Source organism: Pseudomonas sp. 910_23 (genome assembly GCF_052850795.1).
Genome location: NZ_VXCZ01000014.1, coordinates 97,017 through 110,766, shown reverse-complemented (window position 1 = coordinate 110,766; position 13,750 = coordinate 97,017). Strand labels below are relative to the sequence as shown.

General features: G+C 61.2%; 13 protein-coding genes. 5 read left to right on the top strand and 8 right to left on the bottom strand.

All coding sequences use genetic code 11. The features are described from left to right. Positions 1-65 precede the first annotated feature (65 nt). Positions 66-1,085, top strand: coding sequence for a Glu/Leu/Phe/Val dehydrogenase family protein (locus tag FW800_RS17760; RefSeq protein WP_248091167.1), 1,020 nt, complete (start codon positions 66-68; stop codon positions 1,083-1,085). Between the two features lie 55 nt (positions 1,086-1,140). On the opposite strand, the gene FW800_RS17755 is transcribed toward FW800_RS17760, so the two are convergent. Beyond that, positions 1,141-1,401, bottom strand: a complete 261-nt coding sequence (locus tag FW800_RS17755) for a YebG family protein (protein ID WP_003188807.1) — start codon at positions 1,399-1,401, stop codon at positions 1,141-1,143. Positions 1,402-1,695: 294 nt separating this feature from the next. Here FW800_RS17755 and FW800_RS17750 point away from each other — a divergent pair, with 294 nt between their 5' ends. Further along, positions 1,696-2,184 carry a phosphate-starvation-inducible protein PsiE gene (locus tag FW800_RS17750; RefSeq protein ID WP_003188808.1) on the top strand — a complete coding sequence of 163 codons (489 nt, stop codon included), beginning with the start codon at positions 1,696-1,698 and terminating at the stop codon, positions 2,182-2,184. On the opposite strand, the gene FW800_RS17745 is transcribed toward FW800_RS17750, so the two are convergent. The 3 genes from FW800_RS17745 to FW800_RS17735 form a co-directional block, all read right to left on the bottom strand. After that, a complete protein-coding gene (locus tag FW800_RS17745) occupies positions 2,181-2,498 on the bottom strand; it encodes a DUF3509 domain-containing protein (RefSeq protein ID WP_032877639.1) in 318 nt (105 codons plus the stop codon). The two genes, FW800_RS17750 and FW800_RS17745, sit on opposite strands and share 4 nt — an antisense overlap. Positions 2,499-2,766: 268 nt before the next feature. Further along, a complete protein-coding gene (locus tag FW800_RS17740) occupies positions 2,767-4,053 on the bottom strand; it encodes a serine/threonine transporter (RefSeq protein ID WP_446438135.1) in 1,287 nt (428 codons plus the stop codon). Positions 4,054-4,114: 61 nt separating this feature from the next. Continuing rightward, on the bottom strand, positions 4,115-5,491 hold the full coding sequence (locus FW800_RS17735) for an L-serine ammonia-lyase (RefSeq protein ID WP_446438134.1): 1,377 nt from the start codon (positions 5,489-5,491) through the stop codon (positions 4,115-4,117). A gap of 137 nt (positions 5,492-5,628) precedes the next feature. Here FW800_RS17735 and FW800_RS17730 point away from each other — a divergent pair, with 137 nt between their 5' ends. Beyond that, positions 5,629-6,576, top strand: a complete 948-nt coding sequence (locus tag FW800_RS17730; RefSeq protein ID WP_005785109.1) for a LysR substrate-binding domain-containing protein — start codon at positions 5,629-5,631, stop codon at positions 6,574-6,576. 213 nt (positions 6,577-6,789) lie between these two features. After that, on the top strand, positions 6,790-7,200 hold the full coding sequence (locus FW800_RS17725; protein WP_446438133.1) for an HPF/RaiA family ribosome-associated protein: 411 nt from the start codon (positions 6,790-6,792) through the stop codon (positions 7,198-7,200). Between the two features lie 54 nt (positions 7,201-7,254). On the opposite strand, the gene FW800_RS17720 is transcribed toward FW800_RS17725, so the two are convergent. Continuing rightward, positions 7,255-8,766: an MFS transporter gene (locus FW800_RS17720; protein ID WP_446438132.1), complete on the bottom strand. Its 1,512-nt coding sequence runs from the start codon at positions 8,764-8,766 to the stop codon at positions 7,255-7,257. A gap of 106 nt (positions 8,767-8,872) precedes the next feature. On the opposite strand from FW800_RS17720, the gene FW800_RS17715 reads away from it, so the two are divergent. Continuing rightward, positions 8,873-9,745, top strand: a complete 873-nt coding sequence (locus FW800_RS17715) for a LysR family transcriptional regulator (RefSeq protein WP_446438131.1) — start codon at positions 8,873-8,875, stop codon at positions 9,743-9,745. Between the two features lie 54 nt (positions 9,746-9,799). Here FW800_RS17715 and fecA read toward each other — a convergent pair whose 3' ends face one another. From fecA to FW800_RS17700, 3 genes are all read right to left on the bottom strand, one after another. Next, a complete protein-coding gene (fecA, locus tag FW800_RS17710) occupies positions 9,800-12,136 on the bottom strand; it encodes a TonB-dependent Fe(3+) dicitrate receptor FecA (protein ID WP_446438130.1) in 2,337 nt (778 codons plus the stop codon). Between the two features lie 90 nt (positions 12,137-12,226). Then, positions 12,227-13,168, bottom strand: a complete 942-nt coding sequence (locus tag FW800_RS17705; RefSeq protein WP_248161138.1) for a FecR domain-containing protein — start codon at positions 13,166-13,168, stop codon at positions 12,227-12,229. Then, positions 13,165-13,653, bottom strand: a complete 489-nt coding sequence (locus FW800_RS17700) for a sigma-70 family RNA polymerase sigma factor (protein WP_446438156.1) — start codon at positions 13,651-13,653, stop codon at positions 13,165-13,167. Before FW800_RS17700 ends, FW800_RS17705 begins: the two co-directional genes overlap by 4 nt. Positions 13,654-13,750: the final 97 nt, after the last annotated feature.

The following is a 13,750-nucleotide window of genomic DNA, read 5'->3' as shown; positions in this document are numbered from 1 at the left end:
TCCAGCAGTTTTCTGCCGCGAGCCTATACTTTGTCCACAACCAAAAGTGATTCGGGAGCTCATTGATGTTTGCGCTCATGCACAGCACCCGCCTTGAATCGCTGCACCTGAGCGTCGACCCGGTGACCGGGCTGAAAGCGATCATCGCCATCCACAACAGTCGCCTGGGGCCTGCCTTGGGCGGCTGTCGCTACCTGGCTTACCCCAACGATGACAGTGCCGTGGCCGATGCCGCGCGCCTGGCCCAAGGCATGAGCTACAAGGCTGCCTTGGCCGGGCTGGCGGTGGGCGGCGGTACGGCGGTGATCATCCGCCCTGTGCACGTGGAGAGCCGCGCCGCGCTATTTGAGGCGTTTGGCCGCTGTATCGAAAAACTCGACGGCCGTTTTATTACCTCGATCGACAGCGGCACCTCGGTCGCCGACATGGATTGCATCGCCCAACACACCCGCTTCGTCACCAGCACCACCGCCGCCGGCGACCCTGCGCCCCATGCCGCCATGGGTGTATTTACCGGCATCCGCACCACCGCCATGGCGCGCCTGGGCAGCGACAACCTTGAGGGCCTGCGCGTAGCGGTGCAGGGCCTGGGCAACGTCGGTTATGCCCTGGCCGAGCAACTGCACGCCGCGGGTGCAGAACTGCTGGTCAGCGACATCGACCACGGCAAGGTGCAACTGGCCATGGAGCAACTGGGCGCCCACCCGATTGCCAACGATGCTTTGCTCAGCACCCCCTGCGACATCCTCGCGCCCTGCGGCGTCGGCGCCGTATTCAACCGCAACAGCGTCGGCCAACTGCGCTGCGCCGCCGTGGCAGGTGCCGCCAGCGCACAACTGACCAACCTGGACATCGCTGACCAGTTGGAAGGCCGCGGCATCCTCTACGCCCCAGACTACGTGATCAACTCCGGCGGCCTGATCTACGTCGCCCTCAAACACGCCGGCACCGACCTGCCCGGCATCACCGCGCACCTGTCGAACATTGGCACGCGCCTGACCGAAATCTTCGCCCACGCCCAGGCCGAAAAGCGCTCCCCAGCACGGGTCGCCGATGAGCTGGCCGAACGCCTGCTGTACAAATAGGCCGGGCATTAAAAAGGCCCTGAATCCATGATTCAGGGCCTGTTCAATTCGGGCTTTACTCTGCCGCCGGGTTCAACAACTCGGACAGCGCGTCCGGTTGGCTCTTGAACGCCTTGGCAAATACATCGCGGTTCTTCGCCATGTAGATCCCGGCTTCCTCCACCTGCTGCTCGCTCAACGACGGCACGGCTTTTTGCAACACCTCTGCCAGCAACTCAGCGAGTTCAAGCATCTTGTCATGACGGTCAGCTTCGGCTTTATCCATGAACAAACGCTCCAGATCTCGGCTGCTGCGGTATACCACTTCGACGGCCATTCACCACCTCACATGCCTTCACGATAGTTGTCTTTTGCGACTACTGTATTTATATACAGCGAAAAGGATAAGCCAAACGCCGGGGTTTGGATAGTAGGTTTTTAATGTAGTTGGGAAATGGGGGCGCTGCGCACCCCAGCAGGAGCAAGCTCCCTCGCCACAAGGATTGATTAAGTGCCTAATGTCAGCCCGCCACCATCTCACTATCCTGCCTATGGCCTTGTTTCTGCATACAGAACAACCGTCACGTCCAACCCGCATTATCCGGTCGAACCGACCTAAGGAAGCATCATCGTGAAAATCAACTGGGCCGAAAGGCTGCGCCAGCAAGTCCACGGGCTGGCCGAGTCCCTGGGCAATCTGTTTGTCGAGTCGTTTCACTACCTGGCGTTGTTTGCCATTGGTGCGGTGACCGCCTGGGCAGCGGTGATGGAGTTTTTGGGGATGCTGGAAAATGGGCACATCAAGATCGATGACATCTTGCTGCTGTTCATCTACCTGGAACTGGGCGCAATGGTCGGGATTTACTTCAAGACCAACCACATGCCGGTACGCTTCCTGATCTATGTGGCAATCACCGCGCTCACGCGTTTGCTGATCTCCAACGTGTCGCACCACAACCCGCCGGATGTAGGCATCATCTACCTGTGCGGCGGAATTCTGTTGTTGGCGTTCGCGATCCTGGTGGTGCGCTATGCGTCGTCGGCGTTCCCTTCGGTGAAGGTCGAGAGCCCGCGCCGCAAGGGCGAAGCGAGCCTTGAGACCGAGAAGGGCGAACTTTAAAGCCCCACGCTGAAGGGCAGGGTACGGGCGGGCGGTCGCTGCAGGAGTTTGTGGCTGTCGCCGTCCGTCATCAGCTCCAGGATTTCCACGGCGCTATGACCCTGTTCGATGGCGATGCCGAACTGGATGCTTTGCACCAGGCGCTTGAGGCGCTGCGGGTCGTTGCGCTGTTCGGCGCTGATCATGCGCTTGGCCACCACGCCGGTCTCGTCCGAGAGGGTGAGCATGATGCTGCCGTCCAACCGTTGGATGCTCAGATTGACGCGGTATTGGGGGGTGAAGGTGTCGGTGATGATCTGAAAAGGATTGTCCATGGTGCGTTACCGCCTGATAAGAACATGCAGTCATTGACGGCCGGTGTCAGGATTAGTTCGCATTGCCTGACCATCGGCCAAATTCCGTTTTCCTCAATAGCTCTACAGCAAGGGCCGTGCCGTACAGGCGCTGGAAGCTCAATGTGGGAGGGGGCTTGCCCCCGATAGCAGTCTTTGAGCCGAGTATTTATTGGCTGATACACCGCTATCGGGGGCAAGCCCCCTCCCACATTTGATCTGTGTTGTTACTTGGTAGAGGTGACCTGTTTCAGGGCATCACGGAAAAAACGATCGCAGACAGCGCAATCAACCCGATCACCACTACAAACACGTTCGACAGCTGGCCCGAATACTGGCGCAGCGATGGCACGCGGCGAATCGCGTACATCGGCATCAGGAACAGCAGGCACGCGATAATCGGTCCGCCCATGGTTTCGATCATGCCCAGGATGCTTGGGTTGAAGGTGGCCACGGCCCAGCAGGTCAGCACCATGAACAGCGCGGTGGAGCGTTCCAGCCATTTCGCCGACATCGAACGGTTGCGCCCGCGCAGGGATTTGACGATCAAGCCCTGGAAGCCTTCGCTGGCGCCGATGTAGTGGCCCAGGAACGATTTGGTAATCGCCACCAGCGCGATCAGCGGCGCGGCGTAGGCGATTACTGGGGTCTGGAAGTGGTTGGCCAGGTACGACAGGATCGAGATGTTCTGCGCCTTGGCGGCGGCCAGGTCAGCAGGTGACAGCGCCAGTACGCAACTGAAGCAGAAGAACATCACCGTCAATACCATCATGGCGTGGGCGGTGGCGAGGATGCCGCTGCTTTTGCGCTCTGCCTGGGCGCCGTAGACGCGCTTCTGGTCCACGGCGAAAGCGGAGATGATCGGTGAGTGGTTGAACGAGAACACCATCACCGGGATCGCCAGCCACAGCGTCTTGAAGAACAGCGGCAGCGGCATGCCTTCGCTGGCGGAGGCGAAGAACGCGCCATTCCAGTTGGGGATCAGGCTGACAGCCAGCAGCAACAGCGCAGCAACGAAAGGGTACACCAGCACACTCATGGCCTTGACGATCACACCCTGGCCACAACGCACGATGGCCATCAGGCCGAGGATCAGCACCAGGGACAAGATCGCACGGGGCGGTGGGGTCATGTGCAGTTGGTGCTCCATGAAACTGCCCAATGTGTTGGTCAGTGCCACGCTGTACACCAGCAGGATCGGGAAGATCGCAAAGAAGTAGAGCAGGGTGATCAGCTTGCCGGCGCCGACACCAAAGTGTTCCTCGACCACTTCGGTGATGTCGCCGGATTTGCCCGACAACACAAACCGCGTCAGCCCACGGTGGGCGAAGAAAGTCATCGGAAAAGCCAGCAGGGCCAGAACGATCAGCGGCCAGAACCCGCCGACGCCGGCGTTGATCGGCAGGAACAGGGTACCGGCGCCGATGGCGGTGCCGTAGAGGCCGAGCATCCAGGTGGTGTCGTGTTTGGTCCAGCCGGTGGTAACGGTGTTGTCCAGAGCGGGATTTTCGGCAGCAGGTGTACGTACATCAGTCATCGGTATTGCCTCGTTATTATTTTTGCGCGGGCTCACGTTGGGGCGGGTAGCAGTGCTCCGATCAGCACTCCACCCAGCTGACCGCCAGGCCGCCCCGTGAAGTTTCTTTGTATTTGTCATGCATATCGGCGCCGGTATCGCGCATGGTGCGGATTACCCGGTCGAGGGAAATGAAGTGCTTGCCGTCACCGCGCAGGGCCATTTGCGTGGCGTTGATCGCCTTGACCGCGGCAATGGCATTACGCTCGATGCACGGCACCTGCACCAGGCCGCCGACCGGGTCGCAGGTCAGGCCGAGGTTATGTTCCAGACCGATTTCGGCGGCGTTTTCCAGTTGCTCGGGGGTGGCGCCGAGAATATCAGCCAGGCCGGCGGCGGCCATGGCGCAGGCCGAGCCCACTTCGCCTTGGCAGCCGACTTCGGCGCCGGAGATCGAGGCGTTTTTCTTGCAGAGGATGCCGACGGCGGCGGCGGCCAGGAAGAAATTGACCACATCATCGTCAGACGCGTCGGCGTTGAATTTCATGTAGTAATGCAGCACCGCCGGGATGATGCCGGCCGCGCCATTGGTCGGGGCAGTGACCATGCGCCCGCCGGCGGCGTTTTCTTCGTTGACGGCGAGGGCGAACAGGTTGACCCATTCCATCGCCGACAAGGTTGAAGTGATCACATTGGGTTTGCCGATTTCCAGCAGGCTGCGGTGCAGTTTCGCCGCCCTGCGCGGCACGTCCAGGCCGCCGGGCAGGATGCCTTCATCGCGCAGGCCCTGTTCCACGCATTCGCGCATCACCGACCAGATGTGCAGCAGGCCACTACGGATCTCTTCGTCGCTGCGCCACGCACGTTCGTTGGCCATCATCAGTTCGGAAACCCGCAATCCATGCTTGTTGCACAACGCCAGCAGTTCCACGGCACTGGAAAAGTCGTAGGGCAATTGCACGTCGCTGGTCGGCGCAATGCCCGAGGCGGCCTCCGCGGCTTCGATGATGAAACCACCGCCCACCGAGTAATAGGTCTGCTCGCTCAGCAGGCCGTTGTCGCCATAGGCGTGCAGGGACATGGCGTTGGGGTGGTAAGGCAGGCTTTCATCCAGCAACAACAGGTCGGTGTGCCAGTTGAAAGCGATTGCCTGGGAGCCGGCCAACAGCAATTGACCCGACTCGCGCAGTTGCTGGATACGTGCATTGATCGAGGTGGGGTCGACGCGGTCCGGCCATTCGCCCATCAAGCCCATCACACAGGCGCGATCAGTGGCATGGCCTACGCCGGTGGCGGACAGCGAGCCGTACAGGCGCACTTCAACGCGGCGGGTTTGGCTGAGCAAATGCTGATCGGTCAGGGCCTGGGCGAACGTCGCGGCAGCGCGCATCGGGCCGACGGTATGGGAGCTGGAGGGGCCAATGCCCACCTTGAATAGATCGAAAACACTGATAGCCATGCTAAAGCCTTACAAGCAATGGAGTAGAAATCGCTGCCATGTTTTGTAGAGCAGGCGGAATTGGCGCGATACTGAGCCTCTGGATCGGCACTGACCAACGAATTATCCTAAGACACCCTTTAGCAGGACTAAACGCTATGACCCGCCCCCTTCACGGCCAGACCTATGTGTGGCTGCATGTGTTTTCTTGCGCTGCACGGCATCTGTCGTTCACCCGCTGCGCCGAAGAACTGCACATCACACCGGGGGCGGTGAGCCAGCAGATTCGCCAGTTGGAGGAGCGCCTGGGCTTTCGGCTGTTTCATCGGCGCGCCCGTGGCGTTGAACTCAGCGCCGAGGGGCAGCGCCTGGCGGCGGTGGTCGGCGAGGCTTATGGCAGCATTGATGCGGAATTGCAGCGCTTGGATGCCGGGATGATCAGCGGCACCCTGCGCCTGCGCTCGATCCCCTCGTTTCTCGGCAAATGGCTGACCCCGCGCCTGCCACGTTTGCAGCAGCGCTTTCCCGACATCCAACTGCGCATGGTCGCCGAAGACAGCAGCATCGCCCTGCATGAAGGCGACTTCGACCTGGCCATCGACCTCAACGATGGCAGCTACCCCGGCTTGTTATCCACAGCCCTGCTGGACGAGCAGATATTCCCGGTGTGCGCCCCCAGCCTTCTACGTGGACGGCCGCCGTTGCATGGCCCGGCCGATCTGGCGCATTTTCCGCTGCTGCACGACATCACTGCCTGGCGTGGGAGTTATGAATATGCCGAGTGGGAGTTCTACCTGAATGCCATCGGCCACCACGGTGCCGACGTGCGGCGCGGGCATACCTTCAACCGCAACCACCTGACCATCGAAGCCGCCATTGCCGGCATGGGGGTAGCGATTGCGCGGCGCACGTTGCTCAATGATGAACTGGAGCGCGGCACCTTGATTGTGCCGTTTGGCCTGGCCGTGCCCAACCATAAGCGCTATGTGCTGCTGTATGCGCCAGGTGCATTGAGCCACCCCGGCGTGCGCGCGGTGCACGACTGGCTGGTGGAGGAAGCAGGGATTTTTCGCGGTTTGCACCCGTTGGGAGAGGGGCAATTGTGAGGAAAACAGAACGTAAGAAGTTGTAACTAACTCCCCACCCTACCAGCGTTTTTGCCCGTCGTCAGGGTTAATTTGTAATGTAGGATTTATCTTTGCAAAGGGGTTGAATTGTTTTAGCAGGTGCTCAATTGTGTAATCAGGAGGTCATGGTTTCACCACCCTGGTGTTGCAGTTTGTGACCTCTGGCGAGCTAGCTGAAATAAGGGAAGAACTATGCAAATCCAAGTCAATAGCGATAACCATATTGAAAGCAGCATCCGACTGGAGGAGTGGGTACGTACTACCATTGAGAGCACGCTCGAACGTTACGAAGAAGACCTGACCCGCGTTGAGGTCTACCTGCGGGATGAGAACGGCGACAAGCCCGGTCCCCACGATTTAAGTTGCCGCCTGGAAGCACGGCCAAAGGGCCACCAGCCAGTTTCCGTTTGCCATAAAGCCGATACGCTGGAGCAAGCGATCGATGGCGCCGCCACCAAGCTGGATCATGCGCTGGAACACTTGTTCGGCAAACTGCAAGGCAAGCCTCGCGCTGCCGGGAGAAACCAGCCGATCAACAAAGTGAATGAAGACGCGCTGGAAGAGGAATTCCTGGAAAACGAAAACGCTGTCATTAACAGCTAACTGTTTTTTCATTCCCCACTGAAAACGGGCCTGCACATGCAGGCCCGTTTTCGTTCAATGCCGTCGCTGGAAGAAATACCGGCTCAGAGCGGCCAGTCCGCAAGCGCCCAAGCCCGCAAACAGCATGGCCCAACCAGCGCCGCTACGCAGGGCCGTCTGTGCCTCCAGGCTTGTGAGTCCAGGCGCGTTCAGCTTGCCCGCCGCAATATGCTGGCTGAGGGTTGCCCAATCCGCCGCCGTGCTGGCCGGCAATACATTGGCCAGGTGATGGCTGATTCCGAGCAACAGCACCAGCCCCATCAATGCGATGTTGAGCGCCAGGGTGATCAGCCGTGCGCTGAAGTCGATGCCCGAGGCCATGCCTGCGCGGTCAGTCGAGACGGCGCCGGTAGTGGTATTGGTGGTCGGCGAATTGGTCAGCGCCAGCCCAATGCCGGCGATCGCGCAACTGAGCAGCACCAGTGCTGTGCTGGGCTGTTCGGCGTAATTAACCGCGGCCATGCCCAAAAAACCTGCGCCCATCGTCCCCAGGCCCAGGGGGATGATGCGTTCGGCGCCAAAGCGCAGGGCCAGGCGTTCGGCCAATGGCGGTACCAACAAAGTGGGCAAGGTATACGCGAGCAGTGCGGCGCCGGTGGTCAGCGTGTCGTAACCCAGGCCCGCCTGGAAATACAGTGGCAAGTAGATCATGAACGGCCAGAAGCTGAAGTTCATGCCGATTGAGCCCATCAAGGCGCCGTTGAAACGTTGGATGCGGAACACCGAGAAGTCGAACATCGGATGGGCGCTGCGCCGCTCGATCAAGATAAACAGCAGCAGTCCGAAGACCGACAGGCCGGCCCAGCCGAGCATCGCCGGGGTGCCGAAGCCGTTCTCGCTGCCCTGGGTGATGAAGTAGACCAGCGCAAACACCGCCAGCGTCATGGTCAACATGCCGGCAATGTCGAGGCGATGGCTGGCCGGGTCACGGGATTCCTGCACGCTGATGTGCAGCAGCGCCAAGGTAAACAGGGTCAGTGGTACATGCACCAGGAACACCCAGCGCCAGTCCGCGACGGCCAGTATCACTGCCCCGATCATCGGCCCGAAACCCAGGCCCACGCCAGCAATTACGCCCCATATCGCGAACGCTCGCGCCCGCGCCGCCGGTTCGCGGAACTGGTGGGACAAGATGGCAAACTGGCAAATCATCATCGCGCCGGCGCCAATGCCCTGGATGAACCGCGCCACGATCAGTGTCGGCGCATCGTTGGCCAGGCCACACGCCAGCGAGGCCAGGGCGAACACCCACAGACACAGCACCAGCACGCGCCGCCTACCGAAACGATCCGCCAGCGTGCCTGCCGCCATCAGCACGCTGGTGCAGGCCAGGGTGTAGGCATTCATGATCCATTGGGCGTCTTGAAAGCCGGTACCCAATTCCTGTTCCAGCGTCGGCAGGATCACCGGCACGCTGGAGATTTCCAGGCCGAACATGAGGGCCACCAGGCAAACGGCGGTGAGGGCCAGGGCATTTCTGGCGGTGCTCGGCGGGTTGAGGGCCGATGCAGCTGCGGCGGACGGCATGACGAGTTCCTTTCAAATAGGGGAGGGCTCTATTCTCTCGGGAACCGGATTCGTTATTCGTGATAAGTTTTCCATTGATATGGGAATCAAAGGCGACAATTGACGCATGGCTACCCCGCGTTTTGATGGCGTTGAGCTGTTTTTGCAAATCGTCGAGAGCGGCAACCTGACCGACGCCGCCGAGCGCCTGAACCTTACACGCTCGGCCGTCGGTAAAGGCTTGGCGCGTCTGGAGGCGCGGCTGGGCACGTGCCTGTTGCAGCGCTCCACGCGCCGCCAGCGGTTGACCGAGGACGGGCAGGCGTACTACGAACATTGCCTGCGCGCATTGGCCGAACTGGAAGCGGCCGAATCGGTGCTCGAAAGTGGTCGGCAACAACCACGGGGACGGCTGAGGGTCAGTGTGCCGCTGGCGTTCGGGCACCACTATGCGGCGCCGGCCTTGTGGGGCTTGATGGAGAGTTACCCTGAACTTGAAATCGAGATTTGCTTCTCCGACCGCATGATCGATTTGGCGCAAGAAGGCTTCGACATGGCCGTACGCATCGGTCCGTTGCCGGACACCGACCGCCTGAGTGCCCGTCGCCTGGGCCAGCAGGCCATGGGGCTGGCAGCGTCACCGGCGTATCTGCAGCGCAAGGGCGCTATAGAGAGTATCGAAGACCTGGCCGCTCATCGCGGCATTGCGTATCGCAGCAACACCACGCATCGCTCGCGCCTGGCTTCGCCCCTGATAGTGGACGACCTCCAGGCGCTGGCCGATGCCGCCATCGCGGGCGTGGGCCTGGCCTGGTTGCCGAGTTGGTTGATTGCCCACTATGCGCTGCGTGGGCAATTGGAAGCGGTGCTGCCCAGCTATCGCGAACAGCCGGCGCCGATCCATGTGGTCTGGCCGACGGCGGTGCATATGCCGGCCAAGACGCGGTGTGCCATTGATGCGTTGGTAGCGGCCACGCCCAGTTGCCTGGCGGGCAGCTGAAGCCACTGGGAGCCCCCTCCCACAGTAGGTTCTGTGTTGTTCTGCAGATTTGGGTCAGAACGCGATAGAGGTTTGCACATACACCGTACGCGGCTCACCCACATACTTGCCCTTGTTGTTGTCGTCAAACGAGCGGGTGTAGTACTGCTTGTTGAAGATGTTCTTCACCCCCACCGCCACATTCAAATCCGACAATTGCGGGCCGAAGTCATAGGCCGCGCGGCTGCTGAACAGCATGTAGCCGGGGATGCGCCCATTGGCACCGTCGGCGCTTTCAGCCTGGGTGTTGGCATTGTCGGCGAATTGGCTGCTCTGGTAGCTGCTGTCCATATTCAGCTTCCACGGGCCTTCGGTGTAACCCACGCCGAGGGTGCCTTTGTGCTTGGACGAGAAGGGCACGCGGTTGCCTTTGTTCGGGCCGTCTTCGCGAATGGTCGCGTCGACATAGGCATAAGTGGCATACACATCGAAACCCGCCAGCGCCGGGCTCAGGCCGTCGAGCGCATAGTTGATGCTCGACTCGATGCCCTGGTGACGGGTTTCACCGCGGGCGATCACCGTGTCGTTGGTCTGGTTGCTGTCGTACTGGTTGTCGAAGTTGATCAGGAACGCGCCGATTTCTGCGCGCAGGCTGCCATTGTCGTAGCGCGTGCCGAGTTCCCAGGTGCGGGCTTTTTCCGGTTTTACTTCGCCGCTGTTCACGCGGTTGGGCATCTGGCTGTACTGCACGCTGCCGAACGAGCCTTCGGTGTTGGCGTAGAGGTTCCAGTCGTCGGTGAGGTGATAGAGCACGTTCAGTGCCGGCAGTGCGGTGTTGTAGTCGCCTTTGTATTTGACGTTGCTGAGGTTGTTGGTCTGCTGGGACTCGATCATCTCATAGCGCACGCCCGGTGTGATGGTCCACTTGCCGATATCAATGCGGTCGTCGATAAAGAACGCGTTGGCTTCAGTGCCGCCACGGGTGTCGCGGTCGTTGCGACTGTTGGTGCTGGGGATTTGCTGGTTCGCGGCAATCGGCGTGCGGTAGCGCAACTCGTGACCCGCTTCATTGATATAGCGATAGCCGACACCCACTTCATGGCTAGTCAGGCCAAGGTCGAAGCCCTGGGCGAAGCGGGTTTCCAGGCCGCGTACCCAGTATTCGCGTGGCGACAGCGACAGGAAGCTGCCCTGGTCCAGGTAACCGCTGCGCAGGGTCTTGGTGAAGAAACTGTCGACCGTGAATTCGCGGCGATCCTGCTCGTAGCGATAGCCGACGTTGAACATCGTACGGCGGCCCCAGAATTTGTCGTAGGGGCGGGTGGACTGATACGGGTCGGCCTTGTAGTCGTTGACGTTCAAGCCTCCGGGCATATCGGCCTGGCCTTCGTAGTACTGCGCCATGGCGTTGAAGCTGTTGGCGTCGTCCAGTTGGTATTTGCCCTTGAGGATCAGGTCGTCGATGCGCGTGTTGCTGTTTTCGCGCCAGTCGCCACCCCGGGTGCCGGAGTACAGGATCGCGCCGCCCAAGCCGTTGTCAGCAGTGCCGCCGGCCAGCAGGTTGCCGGTGGTCTTGAAGCCGTCGTGGCTGGAAGACGGGCTGGTCTCGGTCTGCAAGCCGCCCTTGACCGTGGGCGCATTCGGGATGGCGCGGGTCACGAAGTTGACGATGCCGCCGACGTTTTGCGGGCCATAACGCACCGCACCGCCGCCACGTACCACGTCTACCGCGTCCATGTTGCCCATGCTGATCGGCGCAAAGGACAACTGCGGCTGGCCATAGGGCGCGAAGGGCACCGGGATGCCATCCATCAGCACCGTGGAGCGCGATGCCAGGCGCGGGTTGAGCCCGCGAATGCCGAAGTTCAGCGCCATGTCATGGCTGCCGGTGCCGTTGTTTTCCGGGGCGTTGACGCCGGGAATGCGGTTGAGCACGTCGCGGGCTTGGGTTGCACCTTGGCGTTCGAACTCTTCGCGGCGGATCACATCACGGGCGCCGGGGTGTTCGAACACGTTGGTTTGCGCCGCGTCACCGAGCCAGTCGCCGACCACGTTTGAGGTTTGCAGTTCGAGGGTGGCGGGGGCGCCAGCCGGTTGCAGGCTGAAGGCGTTGTCGCCCTCGGCCCGGGCTTGCAGGCCGGTGCCCTCCAGCAGTTTGCTCAGGCCCTCGGCCGCGCTGTAATTGCCCGACAGGCCGTGGCTTTGCATACCAGCCGTCACATCAGAACCGAACGACACCAGCACACCGGCTTGGCGACCAAATTGGTTCAGGGCCGCCTCCAGGGTGGTCGGCGCGATGTGGTACGCCTTGGCGTCGGCGGCCATCACCGCAGGCAGCACGGTCAGGCTGAGGCTGGCGCCCAGTAGGAGTTGGCGCAAGGTGCGGGCAAGAAGCGTCGGTTGCTGGGGCATGAAGGTGGTCCTGAGAAGGAAGGATCAAGGTGGCTTTCCTTCTCTGTCACGCCAGGTGCGGAAAACAGCTCACACAAATGCAAAATAAATTCAGGCCCGGGCCTGCACGGTCACCCAATAGCGGGTAAAGCGCCGAACTTTCACCGGCAGGCTGATTTCCAGCAGGTCCAGGATGCGTTCGCTGTTATCCAGCGGGTAGCTGCCGGACAGCAAAAGGTTTGCCACTTGCGGGTCACAATTGAGCTGGCCGCGACGATAACGCCCCAGTTCATTCAAGAAGTCTTCAAGGCGCATGTGTGCAGCCACCAACATACCGTCGGCCCAGGCGCCGCAGTTGGCGTCGGTGGCGCGTGGGGTATCCCAGCCCTTGCGGGTGAAATTGACCTGGCGTGCGGCATCGACGCTCAGTGGCAAGCCGCTGTAGTTGTTGGGCATCACCTCGACCTGGCCGGCCAGCACCGCCAATTGGGTGTGGTCGTTGAACTGGCGCACATTCAGGCGCGCCGCCTGGCTGCTGAGCAGGCCCTGGCCGGTCAGCACGCGCAACGGCGTATCACCGGCACGGGAGGTGAGCAGGATTTCCCCTTCGAGCAGGCGTACCAGGCGCTGCCGACCGTCGAAATGTACATCCACCGCGCTGCCGGTGTTGAGCTGCAACTGGCTGCCGTCGGCCAATTGCACCGTACGGCGCTGGCCAATCGGGCTGCGATAGTCGGCGCTCAGCGGCGGCAGAATATGTTGCTGACGCAGGCTCCAGGCCGCTGCCGAGCCAGCGCCCAGGATCAACAGCAACTTCAGCGCCTGGCGTCGGCTGCTGGAGCGCGGTGCATTCAACGCAGCGTGCGCCAGGGGCGAGGGCATCCCGCGCAAGCGTTGATTGACCTGTTGAATCTGCTCCCACGCACGCTGGTGCTCGCTGTGGGCGTTCAGCCATTGTTGCCAGGCCGCTTGCTGGCGAGGGGTGAGCGCGCCTTGCTGCATTTCCAGCAGCCAGTGCACGGCTTGTTCGGCGACTTGGCTGGACACGTTCATAGGGCGAAGTAGCAGCGCATGGCGGCTTTGGTCAAATGGCGTTTGACCGTGGCGATGGAAATACCCAGTTCTGCGCTGATTTGCGCGTAGGTCAGGCCGTCGAGCTGGGCCAGCAGGAACGCGCGTTTAACCAGCCTGGGCAGGCCGTCGAGCAGTTGGTCCAGCTCCAGCAGGGTTTGCAGAATGATTGCGCGGTCTTCTTCCGATGGCGCCACGTGCTCGGGCATTTGCGCCAAGGCATCGAGGTAGGCGCGCTCCAGGTCCTGGCGGCGATAGAAGTTGCACAGCACGCGCTTGGCCACGGTGGTGAGGAAGGCGCGGGGCTCGATCAGTGTCGGGGTATCCCGTGCGCTGAGCACGCGAATAAAGGTGTCCTGGGCCAGGTCGGCCGCGTTTTCCGGGCAGCCGAGCTTGCGTCGCAACCAGCTGGTGAGCCAGTGGTGATGGTCGTTATACAAAACTTCGACGGTGTTGGACGGCTGCAACGCGATCACTCCACAAGCATTGATATGCCTTAGAGAACAAGAATTGTTCGCATTGTAGGGCGCGTAACGAGCTTCGGCAATCGGCCAAGGCAGGTGA